Origin of the sequence: Curtobacterium sp. 179-B 9B NHS, assembly GCF_045370965.1 — a bacterium.
Taxonomy (GTDB): Bacteria; Actinomycetota; Actinomycetes; order Actinomycetales; family Microbacteriaceae; genus Curtobacterium.
Genome location: NZ_JBIQDQ010000004.1, coordinates 131,000 through 156,894 on the forward strand (window position 1 = coordinate 131,000; position 25,895 = coordinate 156,894).

General features: G+C 72.8%; 22 protein-coding genes. 13 read left to right on the forward strand and 9 right to left on the reverse strand.

Features of this window, described 5'->3' with window-relative positions:
- Positions 1-114 precede the first annotated feature (114 nt).
- Positions 115-1,356 (reverse strand): glucose-1-phosphate adenylyltransferase, encoded by a 1,242-nt coding sequence (gene glgC / locus ACH0A8_RS05870; RefSeq protein ID WP_066654395.1) that lies wholly within the window; start codon positions 1,354-1,356, stop codon positions 115-117.
- A gap of 47 nt (positions 1,357-1,403) precedes the next feature.
- Between glgC and glgA the strand changes: the two genes are divergently transcribed.
- The 3 genes from glgA (at position 1,404) to ACH0A8_RS05885 (ending at position 3,780) form a co-directional block, all read left to right on the forward strand.
- Positions 1,404-2,603, forward strand: a complete 1,200-nt coding sequence (gene glgA, locus ACH0A8_RS05875) for a glycogen synthase (RefSeq protein WP_406906799.1) — start codon at positions 1,404-1,406, stop codon at positions 2,601-2,603.
- 9 nt (positions 2,604-2,612) lie between these two features.
- Complete coding sequence (locus tag ACH0A8_RS05880) at positions 2,613-3,395, forward strand: ABC transporter ATP-binding protein (protein WP_406906800.1); 783 nt, start codon at positions 2,613-2,615, stop codon at positions 3,393-3,395.
- A 136-nt stretch (positions 3,396-3,531) separates the two neighbouring features.
- Positions 3,532-3,780, forward strand: coding sequence for a type B 50S ribosomal protein L31 (locus ACH0A8_RS05885; RefSeq protein ID WP_022905175.1), 249 nt, complete (start codon positions 3,532-3,534; stop codon positions 3,778-3,780).
- A gap of 773 nt (positions 3,781-4,553) precedes the next feature.
- Here ACH0A8_RS05885 and ACH0A8_RS05890 read toward each other — a convergent pair.
- Together ACH0A8_RS05890 and treS are read right to left on the reverse strand one after the other, a co-directional pair.
- A complete protein-coding gene (locus ACH0A8_RS05890) occupies positions 4,554-5,252 on the reverse strand; it encodes a 3'-5' exonuclease (RefSeq protein ID WP_066658248.1) in 699 nt (232 codons plus the stop codon).
- A 382-nt stretch (positions 5,253-5,634) separates the two neighbouring features.
- Positions 5,635-7,347 (reverse strand): maltose alpha-D-glucosyltransferase, encoded by a 1,713-nt coding sequence (gene treS, locus ACH0A8_RS05895; RefSeq protein ID WP_066654389.1) that lies wholly within the window; start codon positions 7,345-7,347, stop codon positions 5,635-5,637.
- 215 nt (positions 7,348-7,562) lie between these two features.
- Between treS and ACH0A8_RS05900 the strand changes: the two genes are divergently transcribed.
- The gene (locus tag ACH0A8_RS05900; protein WP_406906801.1) at positions 7,563-8,576 is read left to right on the forward strand and encodes an alpha/beta fold hydrolase; all 1,014 of its coding nucleotides are present in this window, start codon (positions 7,563-7,565) and stop codon (positions 8,574-8,576) included.
- 5 nt (positions 8,577-8,581) lie between these two features.
- On the forward strand, positions 8,582-9,655 hold the full coding sequence (locus ACH0A8_RS05905) for a glycosyltransferase family 4 protein (protein ID WP_406906832.1): 1,074 nt from the start codon (positions 8,582-8,584) through the stop codon (positions 9,653-9,655).
- Positions 9,656-9,702: 47 nt separating this feature from the next.
- Here the strand turns inward: ACH0A8_RS05905 and ACH0A8_RS05910 are convergent, their stop codons facing one another.
- The 3 genes from ACH0A8_RS05910 to ACH0A8_RS05920 all read right to left on the reverse strand — a co-directional run bounded on the left by ACH0A8_RS05910 (position 9,703) and on the right by ACH0A8_RS05920 (position 12,167).
- Positions 9,703-10,428 carry a hypothetical protein gene (locus tag ACH0A8_RS05910; RefSeq protein WP_406906802.1) on the reverse strand — a complete coding sequence of 242 codons (726 nt, stop codon included), beginning with the start codon at positions 10,426-10,428 and terminating at the stop codon, positions 9,703-9,705.
- Positions 10,429-10,596: 168 nt separating this feature from the next.
- The gene (locus ACH0A8_RS05915) at positions 10,597-11,232 is read right to left on the reverse strand and encodes a histidine phosphatase family protein (RefSeq protein WP_066654386.1); all 636 of its coding nucleotides are present in this window, start codon (positions 11,230-11,232) and stop codon (positions 10,597-10,599) included.
- A complete protein-coding gene (locus ACH0A8_RS05920) occupies positions 11,229-12,167 on the reverse strand; it encodes a Sir2 family NAD-dependent protein deacetylase (protein ID WP_406906833.1) in 939 nt (312 codons plus the stop codon). Before ACH0A8_RS05920 ends, ACH0A8_RS05915 begins: the two co-directional genes overlap by 4 nt.
- A 74-nt stretch (positions 12,168-12,241) precedes the next feature.
- On the opposite strand from ACH0A8_RS05920, the gene ACH0A8_RS05925 reads away from it, so the two are divergent.
- Positions 12,242-13,069 carry an RNA methyltransferase gene (locus ACH0A8_RS05925; RefSeq protein ID WP_271826714.1) on the forward strand — a complete coding sequence of 276 codons (828 nt, stop codon included), beginning with the start codon at positions 12,242-12,244 and terminating at the stop codon, positions 13,067-13,069.
- Positions 13,070-13,105: 36 nt separating this feature from the next.
- On the opposite strand, the gene ACH0A8_RS05930 is transcribed toward ACH0A8_RS05925, so the two are convergent.
- Both ACH0A8_RS05930 and ACH0A8_RS05935 read right to left on the reverse strand, forming a co-directional pair.
- Positions 13,106-14,680, reverse strand: coding sequence for an AtzH-like domain-containing protein (locus ACH0A8_RS05930; protein ID WP_406906803.1), 1,575 nt, complete (start codon positions 14,678-14,680; stop codon positions 13,106-13,108).
- A complete protein-coding gene (locus ACH0A8_RS05935; RefSeq protein WP_406906804.1) occupies positions 14,677-15,915 on the reverse strand; it encodes an acetamidase/formamidase family protein in 1,239 nt (412 codons plus the stop codon). The genes ACH0A8_RS05930 and ACH0A8_RS05935 overlap by 4 nt, the downstream gene beginning before the upstream one ends.
- Positions 15,916-16,055: 140 nt before the next feature.
- Between ACH0A8_RS05935 and ACH0A8_RS05940 the strand changes: the two genes are divergently transcribed.
- Both ACH0A8_RS05940 and ACH0A8_RS05945 read left to right on the forward strand, forming a co-directional pair.
- Positions 16,056-17,387 (forward strand): D-alanyl-D-alanine carboxypeptidase family protein, encoded by a 1,332-nt coding sequence (locus ACH0A8_RS05940; RefSeq protein ID WP_406906805.1) that lies wholly within the window; start codon positions 16,056-16,058, stop codon positions 17,385-17,387.
- Positions 17,388-17,397: 10 nt separating this feature from the next.
- Entirely contained in the window at positions 17,398-18,795 is a 1,398-nt protein-coding gene (locus ACH0A8_RS05945) for a serine hydrolase domain-containing protein (protein WP_406906806.1), read from the forward strand.
- A 73-nt stretch (positions 18,796-18,868) separates the two neighbouring features.
- Here ACH0A8_RS05945 and ACH0A8_RS05950 read toward each other — a convergent pair whose 3' ends face one another.
- Positions 18,869-19,660, reverse strand: coding sequence for an SGNH/GDSL hydrolase family protein (locus ACH0A8_RS05950; protein ID WP_209682530.1), 792 nt, complete (start codon positions 19,658-19,660; stop codon positions 18,869-18,871).
- Positions 19,661-19,683: 23 nt separating this feature from the next.
- Between ACH0A8_RS05950 and ACH0A8_RS05955 the strand changes: the two genes are divergently transcribed.
- The 5 genes from ACH0A8_RS05955 (at position 19,684) to ACH0A8_RS05975 (ending at position 25,724) form a co-directional block, all read left to right on the forward strand.
- Positions 19,684-20,841, forward strand: a complete 1,158-nt coding sequence (locus tag ACH0A8_RS05955; protein ID WP_209682533.1) for an acyl-CoA dehydrogenase family protein — start codon at positions 19,684-19,686, stop codon at positions 20,839-20,841.
- Between the two features lie 46 nt (positions 20,842-20,887).
- Entirely contained in the window at positions 20,888-22,138 is a 1,251-nt protein-coding gene (gene dinB / locus ACH0A8_RS05960; RefSeq protein ID WP_066654375.1) for a DNA polymerase IV, read from the forward strand.
- A gap of 164 nt (positions 22,139-22,302) precedes the next feature.
- Positions 22,303-24,102 carry a DEAD/DEAH box helicase gene (locus tag ACH0A8_RS05965; RefSeq protein ID WP_066658243.1) on the forward strand — a complete coding sequence of 600 codons (1,800 nt, stop codon included), beginning with the start codon at positions 22,303-22,305 and terminating at the stop codon, positions 24,100-24,102.
- Positions 24,099-24,308 carry a hypothetical protein gene (locus ACH0A8_RS05970; protein WP_406906807.1) on the forward strand — a complete coding sequence of 70 codons (210 nt, stop codon included), beginning with the start codon at positions 24,099-24,101 and terminating at the stop codon, positions 24,306-24,308. Before ACH0A8_RS05965 ends, ACH0A8_RS05970 begins: the two co-directional genes overlap by 4 nt.
- An 87-nt stretch (positions 24,309-24,395) precedes the next feature.
- A complete protein-coding gene (locus tag ACH0A8_RS05975; protein WP_271826711.1) occupies positions 24,396-25,724 on the forward strand; it encodes an NAD(P)/FAD-dependent oxidoreductase in 1,329 nt (442 codons plus the stop codon).
- Positions 25,725-25,895: the final 171 nt, after the last annotated feature.

Consider the following 25,895-nt stretch of genomic DNA (forward strand, 5'->3'; position numbering starts at 1 on the left):
TTGCCGACGTCGGTAGGTGCAGCCCGGACTCGGCGACCGTCCCGGACTAGGCCTCGACGCGGACGCCCTTGCCGACGTCGGTAGGTGCAGCCCGGACTCGGCGACCGTCCCGGACTAGGCCTCGACGCGGACGCCCTTGCCGACGACCGTGATGCCGGACTCCGTGACGGTGAAGCCGCGGGCCTCGTCGGTCTCGCGGTCGACGCCGACCTGCGCACCGGGCGCGATGACCACGTCCTTGTCGAGGATCGCGCGGTTCACGACCGACCCGGCGCCGATGGACGCCCGTTCGAACACGATGGAGTCGAGGACCTTCGCGCCCGAGTCGATCCCGCACCACGGACCGATGACGCTGCGCTCCACCTGGGCGCCGGAGAGCAGGCACCCGAGCGCCACGATCGAGTCGACCGTCGAGCCGGTGTTGCCGTTCGCGTCGCGGACGAACTTCGCCGGCGGCAGGTTCGTCTGCTGGTTGAAGATCGGCCAGTCCTGGTTGTACAGGTTGAAGACCGGGACCGGCGCGATGAGGTCCATGTGGGCGTCGAAGAACGAGTCGATCGTCCCCACGTCGCGCCAGTAGTACCGGTCGCGGTCGTTCGAGCCGGGCACGTCGTTGCGCTGCAGGTCGTAGACGCCGGCGTCGCCGCGGGCCACGAAGTCGGGGACGATGTCGCCGCCCATGTCGTGCTTGCTCGACTCGATCTGGCCATCGCGGAGCACCGCGTCGACGAGGGCGTCGGCGTTGAACACGTAGTTGCCCATCGACGCGAGGATCTCGTCCGGCGAGTCGGCCAGGCCGACGGCGTCCTTCGGCTTCTCGAGGAACGCGTCGATCTTGGTCGGGTCGTCCTGGTCCACCTGGATGACGCCGAACTGGTCCGCGAGGCCGATCGGCTGCCGGATCGCCGCGACCGTGGCACTGCGGCCGGAGGCGATGTGCGCCTCGATCATCTGGTGGAAGTCCATGCGGTAGACGTGGTCCGCACCGACCACGACCACGATGTCCGGGCGCTCGTCGCGGAGCAGGTTGAGGGACTGCAGGATCGCGTCCGCCGAACCGGCGAACCACCGCTTGCCGAGTCGCTGCTGCGCCGGCACCGACGCGACGTAGGACCCGAGGAGCCCCTCCATGCGCCAGGTCTCGGCCACGTGACGGTCGAGGCTGTGCGACTTGTACTGGGTCAGGACGACGATCTTCTGCAACCCGGAGTTCACGAGGTTGGAGAGCGCGAAGTCGATGAGACGGAAGTTGCCGCCGAACGGGACGGCGGGCTTCGCGCGATCGGCCGTGAGCGGCATGAGCCGCTTGCCCTCGCCGCCGGCGAGGACGATGCCGAATACCTTCTTTGGTGCCATGTGGTTCACAGTAGGCGTCCGGACGGCGAACCCGTTACGTTGAGTGCGTGCGAGTCGATCTACTGACCAGGGAGTATCCGCCGGAGGTCTACGGCGGAGCGGGTGTCCACGTGGCCGAGCTCACGGCTGCGCTGCGGTCGGGGACGGACACGGACGTCCGGGTGCGCGCCTTCGGGGCGTTCCGCGACGAGGAGGGCGTGTGGGCGTACCGCACGCCCGAGGGCCTCGAGGACGCGAACGGCGCGCTCCAGGCGCTCGGTACCGACGTCCGCATCGCCGCCGACGTCGCGGGCGCCGACCTGGTGCACTCCCACACCTGGTACGCCAACGCCGCGGGGCGCATCGCGCAGCTCACCCACGGCATCCCGCACGTGGTCACGGCCCACAGCCTCGAGCCGCTGCGCCCGTGGAAGGCCGAGCAGCTCGGGGGCGGCTACCGCCTGTCGAGCTGGATGGAACGTGAGGCGTTCGAGCAGGCCGACGGCGTGATCGCGGTCTCGAAGGCCATGCGGGCGGACATCCTGCGCTCCTACCCGTCCATCGACCCGGCGAAGGTCCACGTCGTCTACAACGGCATCGACATCGACGAGTGGAAGCCGACCGTCGACGAGGACGCCGTGCGCGCGCTCGGCATCGACCCGTCGCGCCGCTCGGTCGTGTTCGTCGGCCGGATCACCCGGCAGAAGGGCCTGCCGTACCTGCTCCGCGCGGTGGCGTCGCTGCCGTCGGACGTGCAGATCGTGCTGTGCGCGGGCGCTCCGGACACGCCGGAGATCATGGCCGAGGTGACCGGACTCGTCGAGTCCCTGCGCGCGGAGCGCGACGGTGTGGTCTGGATCGACCGGATGCTCTCCCACCAGGAGGTCGTGAACGTCCTGTCGTCGGGGACCGTGTTCGTCTGCCCGTCGATCTACGAGCCGCTCGGCATCGTCAACCTCGAGGCCATGGCCTGTGGCATCCCCGTGGTCGGCACGCGCACGGGCGGCATCCCCGAGGTCGTCGCCGACGGGCTGACCGGGCGCATCGTCCCGATCGACCAGGCGCAGGACGGCACCGGCACGCCGAACGACCCGGACCGCTTCGTGGCTGACCTCGCCCGGACGCTGGACGAGGTCCTGGCCGACGGGGGGCTCGCCAAGCTCATGGGACGCGCAGGACGCCTCCGCGTCGAGAGCGAGTTCACGTGGGACGCGATCGCGCACCGCACGCGGCAGGTCTACGACGAGGTGCTCGCCCGGAAGCCGTAGGCTGGAGCCATGCCCTCGGTCGTGCGCTTGTCAGACGTCTCCGTGGTCCGCAACGGGGCCACCATCCTCGACGGGATCTCGTGGGAGGTGCAGGACGACGAACGCTGGGTGGTGCTCGGTGCCAACGGCGCCGGCAAGACCACGCTGCTGCAGGTGGCCGGTGCCCAGACGTTCCCGACGTCGGGCAGTGTCGAGGTGCTCGGCACCGAGCTCGGCGGCGCGGACCTGTTCGAGCTGCGTCCGCGCATCGGCTTCGCGTCGACCGCCCTCGCCCGCCGGATCCCGGTGACCGAGAAGGTCGTCGACGTCGTGCTCACCGCCGCGTACTCGGTCACCGGTCGCTGGAACGAGGAGTACGAGGAGCTCGACGTCCGCCGCGCCCAGCGGGTGCTCGACGAGTGGGGCCTCGGTGACTTCACCGACCGCACGTTCGGTGAGATGAGCGACGGCGAGCAGAAGCGCGTGCAGATCGCGCGCGCCGTGATGACCGATCCCGAGGTGCTGTTCCTCGACGAGCCGGCTGCGTCGCTCGACCTCGGTGCGCGCGAGAGCCTGGTGCGCACGCTCGGCGGCTACGCGCAGAGCAGCGACTCGCCGGCGATCGTCATCGTCACCCACCACGTGGAGGAGATCCCCGAGGGCTTCACGCACGCCCTCGTGCTCGCCGACGGTGGGATCCAGGCCGCCGGCCCCATCGACGAGGTCCTGACGGCTCCCACGCTGTCCCAGGCCTTCGGCGTGGAGCTGACCGTGTCGAAGGACGCCGGTCGGTACACGGCGCGCGCGGCCTGACGCTCCCGATCCTGCCCGTCGTCTGGTAACGTGGACGGCTGGCGCACGCCGCAGACTTCCCGCGCGGGGGTCCCGATCGAGTCCGCTCGAACCGGCCGTCCGCGTACCTCCCACCATCTCCAACCGAGGAATCTCCATGAAGACCGACACCCACCCCGAGTACAACGCCATCGTCTTCCGCGACCTGGCCTCCGGTGAGACGTTCCTGACGCGTTCGACCGCGACCAGCGACAAGACCATCGAGCTCGACGGTGCGACCTACCCGGTCATCGACGTCGAGATCTCGTCGGCGTCGCACCCGTTCTACACGGGCAAGCAGCGCATCCTCGACTCGGCCGGTCGCGTCGAGAAGTTCAACCAGCGCTTCAAGGGCTTCAGCAAGTAAGTCTGCGTTCGCGCTCGGACGGGCGGCCCTCCTTCGGGAGGGCCGCCCGTTCTGCGTTGCCCGGACGGTGGTGTCGGGGTGTGGCGCCGGGTCCGGGTACGGCGCGCTGTGGTCGGTGAGAACGCGAGACGCGCCCTGCTGCGGATGCTGCGCCCCGGTGCACCGGGGCGCAGGGTCCGGAACGGGGCACGACAGCGCACGGGCGGCGCGGGCGCGGCGCGGGCGCGGGCGCGGCGTCCAGCATGCGCGCACGGCGTCGTCGTGCTGTCGCGCCGTGGCGCGTGGTGCTCGCGCGCAACACGAAGCACGTCGCGCCAGGCGTTCACGTGGTTCGAGGTGCGTCTGGCTGTGCGCGTACTGCGGGCGCGAACCGCGGTCACGGCCGGGAGGCTCGGTGTGGGACCGCCGGGAACGCTCGCCGGTCGAGGTGGCAGCGTCGCGCCGCCCGACGGCCGGCAGCGCACCGTGCGACGCAGCCTCGGTGCGCGGTGCGCGGTGCGCGGTGCGCGATGCTCGCGCACCACGTAGAGCACGTCGCACCACGTGATTCCACGGCGCGACGTGCTTCCGGTTCTGCGGGACAGCAGGCGGGTGCCGGACGCCGGCGCCCGGCGCTGGCAGGGAGCGCCGATGTGCGGCACCGCTCGCTGGGCGGCCCAGCTGCGGCGCGCGGCGACAGCGGCTCAGCGCCGGCGCGGCAACACCGGCTCAGTGGCGGCGCGGCGACAGCGGCTCATTGGCGGCGCGGAGACGGCGCCGCTGCGCCCGCCGCGCTACGAGCCGTTGCGGTGCGGCCAGCGACCGTCGGCGGTGAACGAGGGGTCGCGCTTCTTCCGCATGTAGTCCTGGAACGAGGTGGCCTGCTCGGCACACCAGCCGACCTGCTTGCGGTGCAGCTCCTCGGCGGAGACACCGAGCTCCTCCGGGTACTTCGCCGCGATGGCCTGCGCGACACGCCCGGCAGCGATCGCGTCCGCGGCGGCGTCGTGGGCGTCGGACAACGTCACGCCGTAGAGCTCGGACGCTGCCTCGAGCGTGCGCTTGCCCTTGCGGTAGGTGTCGAGCGCCTTGTCCATCACGAGCGGGTCGACGACGTTGCCGATGACGGGGGAGGCGATGCCGTGCCGTCGGGCCTCGCGGTCGAGCACCGTCAGGTCGTACGGAGCGTTGTAGATCACGAGCGGGATGCCGCGCGCGAACACGGCCTCGACCGCTGCCACGATCTCGGCGACGACCTCGCCGGCCGGGCGCCCCTCGGCCTGGGCGCGCTCGGTCGTGTAGCCGTGCACGGCGGCAGCGCCCTCGGGGATCGCGATCCCGGGATCGGCGATCCAGGCACCCTCCGCGATGGAGCGTCCGGTCATGTCGATCAGGCCGACGTGCGCCGTGACGATGCGGGCGGTCTCGACGTCGACGCCGGTGGTCTCGAGGTCGAACACGCCGAGCGCGTGCCACCAGGGACGACCGCTCAGGTCCTGCACGGCCGGGGCGGCGGGTGCGGGCGTGTCGAGCGCTGCTGGGGAGTACGTCACGGCACGAGGCTAACGGGACGGTCCGACACGCTCCACGCGACCCGCCTGGCGGGCACGCCGCGACCCGCCCGCGTCCTGGTCGACGAGCGCGGCCGGTGCGCCCCGGTCGATGCGCCGGACGCGGCGACGAGCGGGTGGTGAGCCACCCGGCGGGGGCGAGTCGAGCCTCCAGGCCGGCAGCGCCTCCCCGACGGACGGTCGCCCTCCGACGGACGGTTGCCCTCCGACGGACGGTCGCTCTCCGACGGACGGCCGCCCTCCGACGGACGGTCGCCCTCCGACGGACGGTCGCCCCCGACCGGCGGCCGCCCGCCGACGCTCGCTACACGCCGACCGGCGCGCCCACGTGCAGCCAGTAGAACGACTGCGTCCCCATGGTGAGGGTGACGTTGCCGTCCTCGTCGAACGCGGGGAACGACCCGCCGCCGAACAGGTCGTACAGCGGCCGTCCGGCGAACTCCGGCGCCGAGATCGTCACCGACGTCGGGTTGGTGGCGAAGGAGAACACGCAGAGGACGTCCTCGGCGGACGGGCCGAACTGCTGCCCGGACCCCTCCCACGACCGGACGAACGCGAGCACCGAGTCGTTGGTGGTGTCCTGCACGTGCAGCGAGCCCAGGCCGAAGACCGGGTGCGCCTTGCGGACGTGGATGACGTTGCGGACCCAGTGCAGCAGGGAGCGGGACTGGGCGAGCTGCGCCTCGACGTTGACCTGCGCGTAGTTGTAGACGAGCGACTGCACGACCGGCAGGTACAGCTTGCCCGGGTCGGCGGTCGAGAAGCCCGCGTTGCGGTCCGGGGTCCACTGCATCGGCGTGCGCGAGGAGTCGCGGTCCGACAGCCAGATGTTGTCGCCCATGCCGATCTCGTCCCCGTAGTACAGGAACGGCGACCCGGGCAGCGAGAACAGCAGGGCGTGGATGAGCTCGAGCTCGGCCCGTGAGTTGTCGAGCAGGGGAGCGAGACGACGACGGATGCCGATGTTCGACCGCATGCGCGGGTCGTAGCCGTACCAGCCGTACATCGCCTGGCGGTACTCCTCGCTGACCATCTCGAGCGTGAGCTCGTCGTGGTTGCGGAGGAACACCCCCCAGGCGGCCTTCTCGGGGACGTCGAGGGTCTCGGACAGGATCGCCTTGAGCTCGGCGGCGTGCTGCGCGCGGAGCGAGTAGAAGATGCGCGGCATCACCGGGAAGTCGAACGCCATGTGGCACTCCGGCTCCTCGTCGGTGCCGAAGAACGCGGCGGTCTCACGCGGCCACTGGTTCGCCTCGGCGAGCAGGACACGCCCGGGGTACTCGTCGTCGACCATGGCCCGGAGCTTCTTGATGAACTCGTGGGTCTCCGGCTCGCCCTCGCCGTTGCCCTCCTCGGACTCGAAGAGGTAGGGGATGGCGTCGAGCCGCAGCCCGTCCACACCGAGGTCGAGCCAGTGCCGCACGACGTCGTAGACGGCCTCGACCACGGCCGGGTTCTCGAAGTTGAGGTCGGGCTGGTGCGAGAAGAACCGGTGGAAGAAGAACTGCCGGCGGACCGGGTCGAAGGTCCAGTTCGACTCCTCGGTGTCCACGAAGATGATGCGGATGTTCTCGTAGTGCTCGTCGGTGTCACGCCACACGTAGAAGTCGCCGTAGGGGCCGTCCGGGTCCTCGCGGGACTGCTGGAACCACTCGTGCTGGTCGGAGGTGTGGTTGATCACCATGTCGATGACGATGCGCATGTTCCGCTCGTGCGACTTCGTGACGAGCTCGCGGAAGTCGTCGAGCGTGCCGAACTCGGGCAGGATCGCCCGGTAGTCGGAGATGTCGTACCCGCCGTCGCGCATCGGCGACTGGAAGAACGGCGGCAGCCAGATGGCGTCGACGCCGAGCCACTGCAGGTAGTCGAGCTTGCCGATGACGCCCTGGATGTCCCCGATGCCGTCGCCGTTCGAGTCGACGAACGAGCGGATCATGCACTCGTAGAAGACCGAGCGCTTGTACCACTGCGGGTCCAGGGTCAGGCCGGGCAGCTGGATCGGGGCCGTGAAGGTCAAGCGTGCTCCTCGTCGTCGGCGGGCCGGCGGCGTGGCCCGACCACGGCCACAGTAGGCGCGTGCTCCTGCTGCTGTCCGCGGGTCGCCGTGACGACCGCGTCACGTGGCCGGACGGGAGGCGCGACACCCCTCCACAGCGTCCCTCCCGGCAGTCGTCCTCCACAGCGGGGCGCGGGGCGCACCCCGCCCGGTCGCCGCTTCGTAGACTGGCCGCGATGCAACCACCCGTGATCTCCCCGTACCAGTCGCTCGTCGCCGCGACGCCGGTCGTGCACCGGGCCGTGACCCTCGACGGCCGCACCACGCACTACTGGGAGTACGGGCCGGCCGACGCCACCGAGACGGTCCTCGCCGTACACGGGTTCCGCGGCGACCACCACGGACTCGAGACGATCGCCGCCCACCTCCGGGGCGTCCGCGTGGTCGTCCCCGACCTGCCCGGCTTCGGGATCTCCGACCCGCTGCCGGTCTCCGACGTCGACGCCTACGTCGGGTGGCTCACCGGGTTCCACCGCGCGCTCGCCCTGGGTCCCGAGACCGTGGTGCTCGGACACTCCTTCGGGTCGATCGTCACGGCGGCCACCGTCGCGGCCGGCCTCGACACCCGGCTGCTCGTGCTGGTGAACCCGATCGCGGCACCCGCGCTGCAGGGGCCCCGGGCCGTCGGCACCGGCATCGCGATCGGCTACTACCGGGCCGGCGCGGTGCTCCCCAGGCCGCTCGGACTCGGGCTGCTCCGGAACCGCGCGATCGTGCGGGCGATGAGCCTCGCCATGCTGAAGTCACGCGACCGCGACCTGCGGCGATGGGTGCACGACCAGCACGACCGGTACTTCTCGGCGTTCGCGGACCGCACGAGCGTGCTCGAGGCGTTCCGCACCTCGGTCACGCACGACGTGTCCGAGTACGCCGACCGCATCGACGTCCCCGTGCTGCTGGTCGCCGCGGAGCACGACGACATCACGGCCTTGCCCGAGCAGCGTGCACTCGCTTCCCGACTCCGCGACGCCGAGCTCGTCGTGGTGCCCGACGTGGGACACCTCGTGCACTACGAGACGCCCGGAGCCGCCGCCGACGCGGTGCTCCGTCGCATGGCCGAGCCGACGGCCCGCCGTCGTGCCGGACGTGGGAACCCGCGCAGGACGAGGTCCACCGCACCGCAGCAGGCTCCCGACACGTCGGCGGCGTCACCGTCGGCCGACGGCACCCCGGGGGAGTCCGCGTCGTGAGGCGCCTGCAGATCGGCATCGACTGCCGGTACGTCCGGATCGGTCGGCACGACGGCATCAGCCGCTTCACCGCCGGCATCGTCGCGCACCTGCCCGACCGGCACGACCACGTCCTGCTCGTGCACGACGAACGGCAACTCGAGTCGCTGCCCGACGGCGTCCCGTGGGAACGCATCCCGGCCCCGACGGACGCGGGGGAGCCGCTCGTGGCCCGGACGGTGAACCGGCTCGGTCTCGACGCGGTCTTCTCACCGATGCAGACCATGGGGTCCCGCGGTCGCCGCTACGCCCTCGTGCTCACGCTGCACGACCTCATCTACTACCGGAACCGCACGCCTCCGCGGGAGTTCTCGTGGCCGATCCGGCTCGGTTGGCGGCTCTTCCACCTGAGCTGGGCGCCGCAACGCCTGCTGCTGAACGGTGCGGACGGCGTCGTGACGGTCTCCGAGACCACCGCGGGGCTGATCGAGCGACACCGTCTGACGAAGCGCCCCGTCACGGTGGCGTACAACGCGGCCGACCCGGCCGTGCCCCGCGACCCCGACGGGAGCCGTGCCCGGACGCTCGTCTACATGGGGTCGTTCATGCCGTACAAGAACGTCGAGACGCTCGCGGCCGCACTGCCCCTGCTCGGAGCCGACTGGACGCTGCACTGCATGTCGCGGGTGTCCGACGCGGACCGACGACGGCTCGAGGCCCTGGCGCCGACCGGGGCGATCGTCTTCCACGACGGTGCCTCCGACGACGAGTACCTGGCGACCCTGCGCGGGGCGACGGCGCTGGCGACGGCCTCGTTCGACGAGGGCTTCGGCATCCCCCTCGTCGAGGCGATGGGTGTGGGGACCCCGGTGGTCGTCAGCGACGTCCCGATCTTCCGCGAGATCGGCGGGGACGCCGCCGAGTACTTCGACCCGTCGTCGCCGTCCGCGGTGGCAGCGGCGGTGCGGCGACTCGAGAACCGCTGGGACGAGGCATCGCGGGCCTCGCTCGAGCGGGCGGCCCGGTTCCGGTGGCAGGACTCGGCGGAACAGGTGACCCGGGCCGTCGAGCGCGCGGTGCAGGACCGAGAGCAGCGCTGACCGGGACCGGCGCACGAGTGGTGGCGGCGCCGACAGCAGCGGTGTCGTCAGGACGGCTGACGCGAGGTCACCTCGGCGCCGGGGAAGACCCCGTGCGTCTCACGTTGTGCGACGTCCATGATCGCGGCGAGGGCCACACCGGTGCCGACCGTGGCGAGCTCGACGCGCTGCGCGTCCGGCTCGTCCGACGGTGCCCCCGGACCCCAGTCGCTGCGCACCGCGACGACCCCGCCGATCGCCGCGACCGAGCGAGCGACCTCGAGCCGCTGTCGCGTGACCTCGGCGTCCGTCGTGACCCCGACCACCAGGGTGTCGAAGCGGGCCTCCGCCGACACGACGACTCCGCTGCCGTCCGCGTCGGCCGCCGCGGCGCTCAGGGCGCGGACGAGGTCGACCTGCTGACCGGGCGACAGGTCCGGTGACGCCTCGACGACGGCGGACACCCGGTAGGCCGCGAGGGAGTCGCGCGTGGTCTCCTCGTCACGGACGGCGAGCACGCCCGCTACGTCGGCCGCCACGGTCCGGAACCGGTCGAGCGCCGCCTGGGGTCGCGGGAACACCCCACCGACCCCGGTCTGGATGCTGCCGACGATCGTCGACAGGACGACGGCGATGACGACGCCGACCGCGACGAAGGACAGCGTGATGACGGTGCCGCGTCGGAGTCGTTGGCCGGTGGACGGCCGGGTGACGGAGGCCGTGTCGGGGCCGAACGCCCGGTCGAGGTCGTCGGACGAGTCGACTCGGTCGTCCACCGGTCCCTGGTTCGTCACGGCCCCTCCTCGCGCGCGGGTGCGAGCACCACCGGACGGTGGTCGGGCCGCCCGTGGACCGGAGCCTAGTCCGAGCGGGTCCCCGCGCTCGCGGAGCCGCAGGTAACGGTCCGGTACCGGTCCACCGTCCGGTACCGGTCCACCGTGCACGACGGGCCGCCGCCCGCGCTACCGGCGCTCGAGCGGGTTCTGCTCGGCGAAGGACTCGTCGCCCGTCTGCTCCGAGACCTCGTCGAGCGGGTCGTCGAAGCGGACGAGCTCGGCACGGAACCGCTCGGGGTCCCAGCGGAAGGAGTGCACGGACCCGTTGCGGATCGGCGTCGTGTACCGGTCCGCCGTGCCGGGAGCCGCGGCGTTGACGACGGCCCGGATGACGGCACCGTGCGTGGCGACCACGACCGACCCCGCGTCGAAGCGGACGGCGATCTCGGCCAGCGTCTCGGTCGCCCGTGCGAGCAGCGCGGAGCGGGACTCCCGTCCGGGGACGTCGTCGTGCGGGTAGCGCTGGGCGACCTCGGTGTCGGTGAGCCCCTCGGCCTCGCCGTACGAGCGCTCCGCGAGACCCGGGTGGGTGGCTGGCTCCGGCAGCCCGAGGTGGCGGGCGATGATCGCGCCGGTCTCGAACGCGCGTGACAGCGGTGACGCGACGACCGCGTCGAACCGTCGGCGACCGAGGAGCAGCGCGGTGGCCGCGGCCTGGGAACGCCCGGTGTCGTTGAGGGGGATGTCGGTCGATCCCTGGATGCGCCGCTGCGCGTTCCAGTCGGTCTCGCCGTGCCGGACCAGGGTGAGGAGCGTCGTCACCCGTCGATCCTGCCAGAGCGCTCCGGAGCAGCCGACACCGGAGCGGACGACTCCGCAGCAGCCGACACCGCAGCGGACGACTCCGCAGCGGGCGGCGCCGGTGCAGCCGACGCCGCGGCGGACGGGACGAGCCGCGCGGCCAGTGCCTCGAGTGTCTCCGTGGTGCCGGCGTCGAGCTTCGCCACCGCGCGCCGGTCGCTGCGGGTGGCTCCCCGGTTCACGATGACGACCGGGAGCTTCCGCCGGGTGGCGTGGTCGACCAGTCGGACGCCGGAGTTCACGGTGAGCGACGAGCCCACGACGAGCAGCGCGTCGGCGTCCGCGACGATCGAGACGGCCTCGCGGAACTTCTCGGCGGGCACGAACTCGCCGAAGAACACGACGTCCGGCTTCAGCACCCCGCCGCACACGGAGCAGTCGGGCACCCGGAAGCGCTGCACGTCGGTGATCTCGACGTCGCCGTCCGGCTGCAGCTGCACCGTGCCCGGCTCGTCGATCCAGGGGTTCTCGCGGTCGAGCACACCGGCGAGGTCGGCGCGCGAGAACACCTGCCCGCACGTCAGGCAGACCGCGCGGTCCATCGAGCCGTGGATCTCCACGACCCGCCGGGACCCGGCGCGGAGGTGCAGGCCGTCGACGTTCTGCGTGACGACCCCGGTGACGATGCCGGCGTCCTCGAGGGCGGCGAGCGCGCGGTGACCGGTGTTCGGCCGGGCGGCGGCGAAGGTGCGCCACCCCAGGTGCGAACCGGCCCAGTAGCGCTGGCGCTTCGCCGGGTCGGAGCGGAACTCCTGGAAGGTCATCGGCTTCCGTACCACCCGGCCCGCGCCGCGGTAGTCGGGGATGCCGGAGTCGGTGCTCAGCCCGGCGCCGGAGAGCACGGCGACGCGCTTGCCGGTCAGCAGCTCCACGACGCGGTCGAGCTCGTCCGTCATCGGGTCGGTCAGCACGTCGTCCACGGTACCCTCAACAGCCGAACGCCCAGCCGCCTTCCCACGAAACGAGCCCCGTGCACGCCGTCCGCATCGACTCCCTCGACGACCCCCGACTCGACGACTTCGCCCGGCTCACCGACGTGGCGCTGCGGCGGGTCACGGAGCCCGAGGGCGGGCTGTACATCGCCGAGTCGAACACGGTCATCGAGCGCGCGGTCCGCGCCGGGCACGTCCCGCGAAGCGTCATCGTGCAGGAGAAGTGGCTCGACAGCGTGCTGCCCCTGGTGGCGGACCACGACGGCCCGGTCTTCGTCGGACCGGATGCGCTGCTCGAGGACCTCACCGGCTTCCGGATGCACCGGGGTGCCCTCGCCGCGATGCACCGACCGGAGCTGCCGTCGGTGGCCGACGTGGTCCGGGACGCGAAGGTCGTCGTGGTGCTCGAGGACGTCGTCGACCACACCAACGTCGGCGCGGTGTTCCGCAGCGTCGCCGGCCTCGGGGCGGACGCGGTCCTGGTGAGCCCGCGCTGCGCGGACCCCCTGTACCGCCGGAGCGTCCGGGTGAGCATGGGCACGGTGCTCCAGGTGCCGTGGACCCGCATCGGGGAGTGGCCGGCCGCCGGCGAGGAACTCCGCGCGCAGGGCTTCCACCTCGCCGCGATGGCGCTCACCGACCGCTCGGTCGACCTGGACGCGTTCGTCGCCGACGTCCCCGAGCGGGTCGCGCTCGTGATGGGCACGGAGGGGCAGGGCCTGACCGACGCCGCGATCGCCTCCGCCGACACGACGGTCCGCATCCCGATGGCGCACGGCGTCGACTCGCTCAACGTGGCGGCGGCGAGCGCGGTGGGGCTCTGGGCGGTCACGCACGCGCAGCGCGCTGCACGTCCGACCACCTGACCAGCTGACCGCTCGTCGACGGCCCGGCGTACCGCTTCAGGCAGCGCCGGCCGGGAGGCCCGTGCCGACCCCGTCGCGCAGCCAGCGGTCCGCCGTGGTCACCAGTGCTCGGTCGGTGCCGGTCCCGCCGGTCAGGCACAGGCCGACGGGTGCGTCGTCGACGGTGAGCGCCGGCACGCTCAGGGAGGGCACCCCGCCCACGCTCGCGAGCGCGGTCATGGTGGTCGTCGCGGTGCGGACGCGCTCGAGCTCCTCCGCGCCGGCGCCGAGCGACGGGGCCGGGCCCGGAGCGGTCGGCGTGACGAGCACCCGGTCGACCAGGGCCGCTCGGATCGCTTCTCGGACCCCGGGGAAGCGCCGGAGGGCCTCCGCGACGAGGTCCGGCGGGTTCGCGGCGGCCGCGGCGAACCGCTGCCCGACGACGGCCCCGAGGGCGCCGGGGTGGGCCGCGATCCACTTCCCGTGCGCCGCCGTCGCCTCGGCACCCTGCACGAGCCGCAGGAGCTCGCGGAGGTCCTCGAGCGCGGGGAGCCCGAGGTCGTCGAGCGTCACGACCGGCAGGTCACCGACGACGGCGTGGACGGCGTCCTGCGTCGCCGGGTCCGCGGCGGCGAGGAGCTCCGCGAGCACGACCGGCGCCCCGGCCTCCGACACGGGGTGCGACCCGTGCGGCACCGAGGCGTCGAGGGCACGGACCATGGTGTCGGCGTCCCTGGTCAGCCACCCGACGGTGTCGAACGACGGTGCGAGCGGCAGCAGTCCGGCGTGGTCGACGACGCCGTGGGTCGTCCGCAGGCCCCAGAGCCCCTGGTACGAGGCGGGGATCCGCAGCGATCCCGCGGTGTCCGTGCCGAGTCCGACGTCCGCCACCCCGGAACGGACGGCCGACGCTGATCCGCTGGACGAGCCTCCCGGCACACGCGACGGGTCGGCGCCGTTCGGCGGGGTGCCGTGGTGCTCGTTGCGTCCGGTCAGGGCGTAGGCGAACTCGTCAGTCCGCGCGATGCCGCGGACCGACGCGCCGGCGTCGAGGAGGGCGGCGACCGCCGCTGCGGAGGCGGGGACGGGCACGGACTCCTGCAGGTACGTCGCGTTGCCGGCCCCGACGCGGTGGCCGGCGACGGCGTACAGGTCCTTGACCGCCACCGTGGCGCCGTCGAGACGGCCGCGGCCGGTCGGCGGCAGGAGCGGGTCGCCGACGACGCGCCACACGGTGGTGTCGAGGGGTCGGGATCGGCCGGTGACGTGCGCCGCCTCGATGCGCCACCTGTCGGCCTGACGGCGCCAGAGCTGGGTCTGCAGACCCGAGCCGCCGTCGCGGAACGCGGCGACGGAGACGACGAGCGCGAGGTCCTCGGCGAGCAGCCGGACCTCGGTGCGGGACAGGTGGCGCGGTGCCACTCCACCCCGCGCACCGCGGAAGGTGCTGATCGCGTCGTGCCCGACGAGCAGGCCGCGGTCGTCGCCGCGCAGGGTGTCGGCGGAGCGGACGAACGCGTCGTCGAGCGCCGCGAGGTCGTCGTCGGCGAGTGCCCGTTCGTAGGCGTCGAGGGCGTCGAGCAGGCCGGTCGGTGCCGACGGACCGTCGGTCGGCCGTGCCGCGGCCGTCACCGGACGTCCGCGAAGTCGGCCTTGCGGATGCGGGCGTGCGCCCCGGTCACCAGGTCGACCACCTGCGACACGTCGAAGTCCGTCGCCGCACTGAGGTAGGCGTACGCCAGGTGCGGTTCCATGCCGTACCGCGCGCCGAGGATCGCGATCGCGTGCCGGACGCAGGCCCGGACGGCCTCGTCGAGGTCGGGGTCGAGTCCGGTCGGCACCAGGTGGTCCCGCGTCTCGACGAGCGGCCAGACGAGCTCCCCGAACTGCTGCGCTGCCTCGGCGGCCGGCGTGACGTCGAAGCGCACCGTCGCACGGAGGGAGGCCTCCATGGCGGTGAGCGCGACCTCGCCGTCCCCCTGCGCGAAGTGCGGGTCGCCGACGTAGGCCAGGGCACCCGGCACGAGGACCGGCAGGTGGAGCTGCGCACCGGCCTGCAGCAGGTTGACGTCGATGTTGCCGCCGTGACGTCCGGGCGGGACCGAGTGCAGCCGCTCGCCGGGGGTCGCGACGCCCATGATGCCGAGGAAGGGCGCGAGCGGGAACCGGGCGTACCGGTCGCCGCGCTCGGTGAGCGGGATGCGTCCGAGGAGCCGGTCGTCGCCGGGTCCGTCGTCGCCGGGCGCGTCGTGGGCGGGCACCACGTCGGCGAAGACGCTGACGGTGCGCCCGTCGACCGGGTACTCGCCGTGCAGGGCTCCGCGGCCGTGCCGGTTCGACACCACGCCGTACGGCACGCGGGGGAGCGTCTCGAGCACGGTCATGGTCAGGACGTCGCCCGGCTCGGCACCGTCGACGGCGATCGGTCCGGTGACCACGTGCGGGCCGTCCTGCTCCGGGTCGCGGCGACCGGTCCGGGCGATCGCGACCGCGTCGGCGAGCACGTGCTCCGGCGCGACGCCGTGGCGGCCGAAGAAGGCGACGGGGTCACTGCCCTGGTCCGGCAGGAGCCCCTCGTGGCTCACGGTGTCGATCGTCAGGTCGTCACCGGGAGCGAGCGTCACGACCGGGCGGTCGTCGCCGTTCGGGAGCCGTCCCCAGAGCACCCGGTCGGCCTCGGCCGGCAGGTACCGCGACGACCGGACCGGGCCGGTGCCGGGCTGGAGCACCGGAGCCGGAGCCGGAGCGGCGGCCGGAGCCGGGCCCGGTGCGGTCGTCTTGCCCTCGGCCGGGTCGGTGGCCGGGCCGGTGGACGGGGCGGTGGTGCGGCCGCCACGCGTGGCGCCCGGGGTGGTTCCGTGGTGCATGTCCAGCACGCTAGGGGCTGCCGGGCGACGCACGGATCCCGGAGCGCGATGTTTTACGTGTTCGTCACACGACGGTCGGGGGACGACCGGCGGCTCGCTGTCGGCCGGCACCCCGGGACTGCCCGGTACCCTCGGTTCCCGTGCCCCGTGTCGTCCGCAGCCCCCGCTCCGCCGTCAGGAGGCCCGTGACGATCGGCGTCGTCGCGGTGCTCCTGCTCGCCGTCGGGTACCTGGTGGCCGTCGCCGTCGTGCCGTTCGCGCCGGCGAGCGCCACCACGACGAAGTACTCCGCCCCGACCTCGACCCTGCCGGACCTGCGGTTCCCGGGCTACGGGGCGACCGCGGTCCAGGCCACCGGGTTCCCGGAGAGCCTGCGCACCAGCGGGGACACCAAGGCCCGATCGATCGCGAGCATCACCAAGGTCGTGACGGCCCTGGTCGTGCTCGATGCGAGACCGCTCGACCGCGGGGAGTCCGGCCCGACGATCCGCTTCGACGCGCAGATGCAGGCGCTCTACGCCGAGTACCTGGCGCAGAACGGCGAGGTGGCGCCGATGCCGGACGGCCTGCGGCTGTCCGAGCACCAGACCATGCAGGTCATGCTGATGAAGTCGGCGAACAACTACGCCGGTGCACTCGCGCTCTGGGCCTTCGGGTCGATGGACGGCTACGAGCGCGCCGCCTCGGCCTGGCTGGACGAGCACGGGTTGGACGACACGACGATCCACGAGCCGACCGGCCTCGACCCCGCGAACCGCTCGACGGCGACCGACCTGGTGCGGCTCGGACAGCTCGCACTGGCTGACCCCGTCGTGAAGGAGATCGTCGGGACGGAGCAGGTGACCGTGCCCGGGGCGGGCGAGATCGAGAACTCGAACAAGCTCCTCGGGATGGACGGCATCGAGGGCATCAAGACCGGCACGCTCGACGAGGCGGGGGCCTGCCTGCTGTTCGCCGCCACGTACCAGCGCGGGGGCCGGCAGGTCACCGTCGTCGGTGTCATGCTCGGCGGCAGGGACCACCCGTCACTCGACGTCGACGTCCGCCGCCTGCTCCGCTCGGTGGCCGACAACTTCCAGACGGTCACGCTCACGCACGCCGGCCAGACCTTCGGCACCTACTCGACGCCCTGGCGGGACGACGCCGACGCGGTGGCCGCCGATGCCGCCGAGGTCCTGGTCTGGGGCGACACGACGGTCACCGCACGCACCCGGCTCGACAGCGTCACGCTCGGCGAGCGGGGCGAGCGGGTCGGCTCCGTACGGTTCTCGATCGAGCACCACGACCCCGTGACCGTGCCGCTCGAGCTCGAGCGCTCCATCGAGGACCCGGGGCTCTGGTGGCGCTGGACGAACCCGTTCCGCGGCGTCGAGACCAGTCCGTCGGCAGCCGTCGCCGGCGCAGCCCCGCGCGCGGCCGCCACGTCGCTCGACCCCGCGTCGCCACCGCAGCGCTGGGGGCTCGCCGCGTAGGCTCTCGAGCGTGACGACGACGTTCCCGCGCAGCACCCCGTCCGCCCTCGGCATCGACGCACGCGGGATCACCGCGTTCCTCGACGCCCTCGAGTCGACACCGGACGTCGAGCCGCACAGCATCGTGCTGCTGCGACACGGCCGGGTGGCCGCCGAGGGATGGTGGGCCCCCTACGCCGCGGACCGCGTCCACCTGCTCTACTCGCTCAGCAAGAGCTTCACCGCCGCTGCCGTCGGCATCGCCGTCCGTGAGGGGCTCGTCGACCTCGACGCCACGGTGCTGTCGTGCTTCCCGGAGCTCGACGCGGACGTCACCGACGAGCGCAGTCGCCGGATCCGGGTCCGACACCTGCTCGCGATGGCGTCCGGGCACCGCGAGGAGACCCTGCAGCGGGCCGAGGCCACCGACCCGGAGGACCTGGTCCGCGGGTTCCTCCTCACCCCGCCGGACGAGGAACCCGGCACGGTCTTCGCGTACAACCAGCCGTGCACGTACACGCTCGCCGCGATCGTCCGCCGGGCGAGCGGCGAGTCCCTCGTCGACTACCTGCGCCCGCGCCTGCTCGACCCGCTCGGCATCGACGACCTCGCGTGGAAGCGCGACGACACGGGCGCCGAGCTCGGGTTCAGCGGTGCGTACGCGCCGACGGCCGCCGTCGCAGCGCTCGGCCAGCTGTACCTGCAGCGGGGCGTGTGGGACGGGCAGCGCATCCTCGACGAGGACTGGGTCGACGCCGCCACGAGCACGCAGGTCGACAACCCCCACGAGGAGAACGCGGACTGGCGGCAGGGCTACGGCTTCCAGTTCTGGATGGCCCGCCACGGCTTCCGCGGCGACGGCGCGTACGGCCAGTTCTGCGTCGTGCTGCCGGAGCAGGACGTCGTGCTCGCCCTGACCGGGCAGTCGCTCGACATGCAGGCGGTGCTCGACGCGGCCTGGCAGCACCTGCTGCCGGCGATCGCGCCGCAGGACGGCGACGGGGGCGCTGCGGGCACGGCCGCCGGTGTCGACGCGGACCCCGGTCTGGAGGCACGGCTCGCCTCCCTCGGGCTGCCCCCGGTGCAGGGCGGTCGCCTGGCCGACGCAGTGGCCGGGTCCTACGAGTCCGACGGCGTGCTCGAGGGGCTCCGGTTGGAGTCCGACGCCGAGGGCTGGCGACTCACGGTCGACGTCGACGGCGGGCTGCTGTCGGTCCCGGTCGGTCAGGGCGCGTGGTCGGTCGAGGGGCCGCTCGCCGCGAGCGGTGCGACCGGACCCGACGGCACCGTCGAGGTCGTCGTCCGCTTCGTCGAGACCCCGCACGCCGCCCGGCTCCGGCTCGACCCGACCGCGGGGACGGCGACGGGGGAGTGGACCACGCAGCCGCTGCACGACGGGCCGCTCACGCTGCGCCGCCCGGTCGACTGACCGATCGCGCCCCCTGGCGGACACCGCGCTGCGCACACCGGGGTGCGGCCTCCGACCGAGGGTGCATCCCGGGTCAGGGCGTGTCGGACGTCACCTCGACGGGCTGCAGGTCGGGCCGCTTCGCGCTGATGCCGTCGCCGGACGACGTGTGCCGGATGCGCCGCACGACCCAGGGGACGAGGTACTCGCGCGCCCACCCGAGGTCCTCGACGCGGGCCTCGCGCCACGGTCTGGCCTCGAGCGGCTCCGGCGTCACCGGGTCGAGCCCGTGCTCGACCCCGAGGGCGTCGAGCACGGCCGCGGCGACGGTCGCGTGGCCGGTCGGGGAGTGGTGCAGGCGGTCCGGCGCCCACATCCGGGGGTCGCGGAGGACCCGGAGCGCCCACATGTCGGCGACGAGGGCACCGTGCTTGAGCGCGATCGCGTGCAGGTTCTCGTTGTAGATCGCCGTCTTGCCGCGGACCATGCCGAGCACGGGTGTCATGCCGACGTCGGGGCCGGTGAAGAGTACCACGGTGGCGCCGTCGCTCCGCAGTCGCCCGACCATGCCGTCGAACCGTTCGGCGAGCTCGTCGGGGTCCGAACCGGGGCGGATGATGTCGTTGCCGCCCGCGGACACCGTCACGAGGTCGGGGCGGAGCGCGAGGGCCGGCTCGACCTGCTCGTCGACGATCTGCCCGAGCAGGCGCCCGCGGATCGCCAGGTTGGCGTACGCGAACCCGTCCGCCCGTCCGGCGAGGACCTCGGCCACGCGGTCGGCCCACCCACGGTTGCCGCCGGGGACGGTGGGGTCCGGGTCACCGATCCCCTCGGTGAACGAGTCACCGATCGCGACGTACCTGGACCACGCATGACGAGCTGACACGCCTCCGACCGTAGTCTCGTGGCATGACGTTGGCCGACGAACCCGGGTGGACGCTGTCGCAGGACCTGCTGGAGCGGATCGCCGCCCGCGCGCCGCGGTACGACGCCGAGAACGCGTTCTGCGCCGAGGACCTCGAGGAGCTGCGCGCGGCCGGCTGGCTGCGCATCGGCGTCCCGGTCGAGCAGGGCGGCGCTGGGCTCGGCCTCGCCGCGACGAGCACCCTGCAGCGGCGGCTCGCGCAGGCCGCGCCGGCGACCGCGCTCGGGCTCGGGATGCACCAGGTGTGGGTGCAGGCGGCGCGCGCCGTCACGGCGCGGGGCGGGTCGTTCCTCCAGACCGTCACCGACCACGCGGCGGACGACCACCTGCTCGCCTTCGGGGTGAGCGAACCGGGCAACGACGCCGTGCTGTTCGACTCGTCGACGACGGCGGAGCCGGACGGCGACGGCGGCTACCGCTTCACCGGCACGAAGGTGTCCACCTCGCTCGCCCCGGCGTGGGACGTCCTCAGCGTGTTCGGCAAGGACACCAGTGGTCCGGAGCCACGGCTCGTGCACGGCTTCGTGCTGCGGTCCGACGGCGACGTCGAGCACCTCGACGACTGGGACACGCTCGGGATGCGCGCGACCCAGAGCCGGACGACGCTGCTGCACGGCGTGCACGTGCCGGCGTCGCGGATCGTCCGGGTGCTCCCCGTCGGTCCGACGCAGGACCCGCTCGTCTTCGGGGTGTTCGCGGCGTTCGAGCTGCTCGTGGCGTCGGTGTACGTCGGGATCGCCGAACGGGCGCTCGGACTGGCCGTCGCAGCGGTGTCCGGTCGACGCGGGCGCGACGGCGTCCCGCGGTCGCAGGACCCCGACGTCCGCCGTGCGGTCGCCGACCTGCGCGGCGCGGTCGACGCGGTCGCCCTGCAGGTGTCCGCCCTGGCCCGGTCGGTCGACGAGCTGGACGACCTCGGCCCCCGCTGGTTCCCGCTGCTCGTCGGCACCAAGGCGCGGACGGTGGACGCGGCGCAGCACGTCGTGGACGAGGCGCTGCGGCTCGCCGGCGGCTCGGCGTTCCGGGCGTCGTCGGAACTCGCCCGGCTCGCGCGGGACGTCCGTGCGGGGCAGTACCACCCGTCGACGCGGGACGCGGCGGCGCGGACGATCGCCGCCGCGGAGCTCGGGCCGCTCGCCTGAGCCGGAGCCCGGCTCGGGTGTCGGTGGTGCGTGGCATCATCGCCGGGTGAGCAAGCAGGACGGACGCAACCGGCTCGTCTCCGAGCGTCCGGTCGACGACGTGACGGCGACGGTCCTGCACGTCGACATGGACGCCTTCTTCGCCTCCGTCGAACTGCTGGACCGTCCCGACCTGCGCGGGCTCCCCGTCATCGTCGGACACGACTCGGACCGCTCCGTCGTCACCGCCGCCACGTACGAGGCCCGTCGCTACGGCGTGAACTCGGCGATGCCGATGGCCGTGGCGAAGCGCCGGTGCCCGAACGCCGTCATCGTCGAGCCGCACTTCGAGAAGTACGCGGCGAAGTCGGCCGCGGTGATGCGCGTCTTCGGGCAGTTCACCCCGAAGGTCGAGAAGCTCGGGATCGACGAGGCGTTCCTCGACGTCGCCGGTGCGCTCCGGCTCTACGGCACCCCGTGGCAGATCGGCACCGCCATCCGCGCCGCGGTCCTCGCCGAGACGGGTCTCCACTGCTCGGTGGGCGCGGCCTCCACCAAGTTCGTCGCCAAGCTCGCGTCGAGCCGGTCCAAGCCGGACGGGCTCCTCGTCGTGCCGGCCGCGCACACCGTGGCCTTCCTGCACCCCCAACCGGTCGCGGCGCTCTGGGGCGTCGGCGGCACGACGCAGGAGAAGCTCGAGCGCCGTGGCATCCGCACGGTCGGGGACCTCGCCCACACGCCGCTGCCGTCACTCGTCGCCGCACTCGGACCCGCCGGCGGACAGCGTCTGCACGACCTGTCCTGGGGCCGCGACCCGCGCGTGGTGGACACCGGCGTCAGCGAGAAGTCGATCGGGCACGAGGTCACCTTCGGACGTGACCTGACCGAGCGTGACGACGTCGCCCGCGAGCTCCTGCGCCTGGCCGACAAGGTCGCCGTGCGCCTGCGCCGCGCCGACGTGCAGGCCCGCACGGTCGCGCTCAAGGTGCGGTACACCGACTTCAGCACCCTCACCCGGTCCCGGACGCTCGCCGAACCGACCGACGTGGCGAAGCGGCTCCACCACGAGGCGGTCGAGCTCTACGACGTCCTGCACCGGCCCGGCAACCGGATCCGTCTGATCGGCGTGCGCGGCGAGAACCTCGTCCCGGCAGCGGCGAGCAACGCGCTGTGGGACGACGACGCGCCGTGGCGGGAGACCGAGACGACGGTCGACGCGGTCGCCGCACGCTTCGGTGCCGGCGTGCTCCGGCCCGCCTCGCTCGTGCGCGGCACGCCCGAGCAGCGTCCGCCGCACGCCCGGCAGGACCCGGCCTGACGGTAGGATCGCGTGAAGTGAGCGCAGCGGAGTACGACGACCAGCAGCAGCCCGCGACGCTGTGGGGCGACGCCCCGGACGGCGACGACCGGGCGACGCGGGAGCAGTCCGCGGTCGGTGGTGAACCGGCCGCGCCGGGCGCTGCTCGACCCCACGACGAGGCCGTGGTCCAGGCGGAGAACGCCGGCAACGCGGCCGCCGAGCACCTGTCACCGGCCTTCCCGGAGCGGGCTGCGTGGGGAACCGCGTCGAAGCTCCGTGCGTGGCAGGTCGAGGCGCTCACGAAGTACTTCGAGACCGAGCCGCGCGACTTCCTCGCCGCCGCGACCCCCGGCGCCGGCAAGACCACGTTCGCGCTCCGCCTCGCCACGGAGCTCCTCGCCCGCGGCACCGTCGACCGCATCGTCGTCGTGGCCCCGACGGAGCACCTCAAGCGGCAGTGGGCGGACTCTGCCGACCGCGTGGGCATCCGGATCGACCCGATGTTCAAGAACGGCGACGGGATGTTCGGGCGGCACTACCAGGGCGTGGCGATCACCTACGCGCAGGTCGGCATGAACCCCGAGGTCCACCAGAAGATCACCGAGGGCGGTCGCACGCTGGTGATCCTCGACGAGGTCCACCACGGCGGCGACGCACTCACCTGGGGCGACGGCATCCGCGAGGCCTTCACGAAGGCGACCCGTCGGCTGTCCCTCTCCGGCACCCCGTTCCGGTCGGACACGGCCCCGATCCCGTTCGTGCAGTACGCCCCCGACGAGCAGGGCATCCGGACCTCGATCTCCGACTACAACTACGGGTACGGCCGCGCGCTCAAGGACGGCGTCGTCCGCCCGGTGCTGTTCATGGCCTACGCCGGGCAGATGCGCTGGAAGACGCGCATGGGCGACGAGATGTCGGCGTCCCTCGGCGAGCAGGTCACGAAGGACATCACCGCACAGGCGTGGCGGACCGCGCTCTCGCCGGAGGGCGAGTGGATGCCCGCCGTGCTGTCGGCCGCCGACAAGCGGCTGACCGAGGTCCGTCGCGGCGTGCCGGACGCCGGCGGCCTGGTGATCGCGACCGACACCACGACCGCGCGCGCCTACGCCCGCATCCTGCAGCAGATCACCGGCGAGCGGCCGACCGTGGTGCTCTCCGACGAGGCCGCCGGATCGAGCCGGATCCAGGCGTACGCCGAGGACACCTCGCGCTGGATGGTCGCCGTCCGCATGGTGTCCGAGGGCGTCGACGTACCCCGGCTCTGCGTCGGCGTGTACGCCACGAGCGCGAGCACGCCGCTGTTCTTCGCGCAGGTGATCGGGCGCTTCGTCCGGGCCCGCCGCCGCGGCGAGACCGCGAGCGTGTTCCTGCCGAGCGTGCCCGGGCTGATGGCCCTCGCGGCGTCGCTCGAGCTCGAGCGCGACCACGCCCTCGACCGGCCGAAGGACAGCGACGACGGGATGTACAACCCCGAGGACGCCATGGTCGCCGAGGCCAACAAGGAGGACCGGGCGTCGGAGAGCCTGCTCGAGGTGCAGCCGTTCGAGGCGCTCGACTCGCAGGCGTCGTTCGACCGGGTGCTCTACGACGGCGGCGAGTTCGGCACCGGGGGAGAGGTCGGCTCGCTCGAGGAACTCGACTTCATCGGCATCCCGGGGCTCCTCGAGCCCGACCAGGTGCGCGATCTCCTGCGGGCCCGTCAGGCATCCCAGGCGAAGCGGTCGAAGGGCCGCGCGGCGAAGGACGGCCTCCCCAAGCCCAAGCCCGACGAGTCGCGCCCGATGTACCAGACCATCAAGGAGCAGCGGACCGAGCTCGCACGGCTCGTCTCGATCTGGTCCCGGCACGCGAACGAACCGCACGGGGCCATCCACGCCGAGCTCCGTCGGATCAGCGGTGGGCCGGCCGTGGCGCAGGCGAGCATCGAACAGATCCAGAAGCGGATCGACGTGCTGCGCTCGCGGATCGGCAACCGACGGTGATCGAGCCCGTCGACGACCGCACGTGGCTGGTGAAGCGCACGCCGGAGTCCTCGCCCGAGGCGATCATCGACCGCTTCGGCGGCGGGTACCGCCTGCGCCGGTTCTCGCTCACCGAGTGCCGTCGCACCCCGTACGGCGTCCACACCGGCCCCGAGCTGGCCGAGACCGCCTGGTGGCGCCTGCAGGACCGTCCACCCGGACGGTGATCGCCCGGCGACCGATCCGGCTGCGGTGCACGGACCGGGCGGCGCGGCTTGGTGACGTCACAGGGGTTCTTCCGGTAGACCGGGTGCATGGCAGACTCCATCCCTCACGTCCTCGTCCTCGGCGGCGGCTCCGCCGGCTACACCACGGTCAAGCAGCTCCAGAAGCACGCCGCGACCGTGCCGATGCGGATCACGCTGGTGGACCAGAACACGTACTACACGTACCTGCCGTTCCTGCCGGAGGTCGCGGGCGGGCACATCGCCCCGAAGGACGTCACCTTCGAGCTCCGTCGCGCGCTGAAGAAGACCCGCGTCATCCAGGGCAAGGTCACCGGCATCTCGTCGAAGGACAAGACCGTGTCCATCGCCACGGCCGGCGGCGACGACCGCACGCTCGGCTACGACCAGCTCGTCGTCGCGCTCGGCTCGGTGACCCGCACGTTCCCGACCCCCGGGCTCGAGGAGTACGGCGTCGGCTTCAAGACCGTGGAGGAGGCCGCCTACGTCCGCGCGAAGCTCCTCGACAACATCGCGAAGGCCGCTGCCACCCGTGACGAGGACGAGCGTCGCCGTCTGCTGACGAGCATCTTCGTCGGCGGTGGCTACACCGGCGTCGAGGCGATCGGTGAGCTCTTCGACGTCTCGCAGGCCGCCATCAAGACCTACCCGTCGCTCGCCGGTGAGCAGCCGCGCTGGGTGCTCATCGACGCGCTCGACCGCGTCGCGCCCGAGGTGGGCCCGGAGCTCTCGAAGTGGACCCTCGAGTCGCTCCGTGCCCGCGGCATCGACGTCCGTCTGAAGACCACCATGCCGAGCGCCGAGGGCGGGGTCATCAAGCTCTCCGACGGCGACGAGTTCGCCACCGGGCTGCTCGTCTGGACCGCCGGCGTCAAGCCGAACCCGCTCCTCGACGCCACGGACCTGCCGCGTGGTCCGAAGGGTCACCTCGCTGCGAACGCGAAGCTCCAGGTCGAGGCCGAGGACACCCACGAGGTCGTCCCGGGCGTCTGGGGTCTCGGCGACGTCGCGCAGGTCCCCGACCTGACCGCTGAGAAGCAGCCGGCCTACTACCCGCCGAACGCCCAGAACGCCGTGCGTCAGGCCGTCGTCGCCGCGGACAACGTGGTTGCCTCGATCACCGGCAAGCCGCTCGAGGAGTACCGCCACCCCTCCATCGGCACCGTCGCGTCGTACGGCGTCGGCAAGGGCGCCGGCAACATCAAGGGCGTCAAGATGACGAACCTGCTCGCCTGGCTCGCGCACCGCTCGTACCACGTGTACGCGATGCCGACGCTGAACCGGAAGGTCCGCATCGTCATCGGTTGGATCACCGGCGCGGTGTCCGGTCGCGACGCGACCAGCCTCATCAAGGAGACCGACCCGCGACGCAACTTCGTCGAGGCCTCGAAGAGCTGACACAGGTCGACGTCACCACGTGACGGACGGGAGGCGCGGTGCCGGTCGGCACCGCGCCTTCCGTCCGTTCGCCGGTCCGTCGTCGACGGTCCCGGTCGTTCTGCTCAGATCGCGCGGTCCTGGATCGCCTCGCACGGCACCGAGGCGAGCGTGGGCTCCACGAACGAGAGG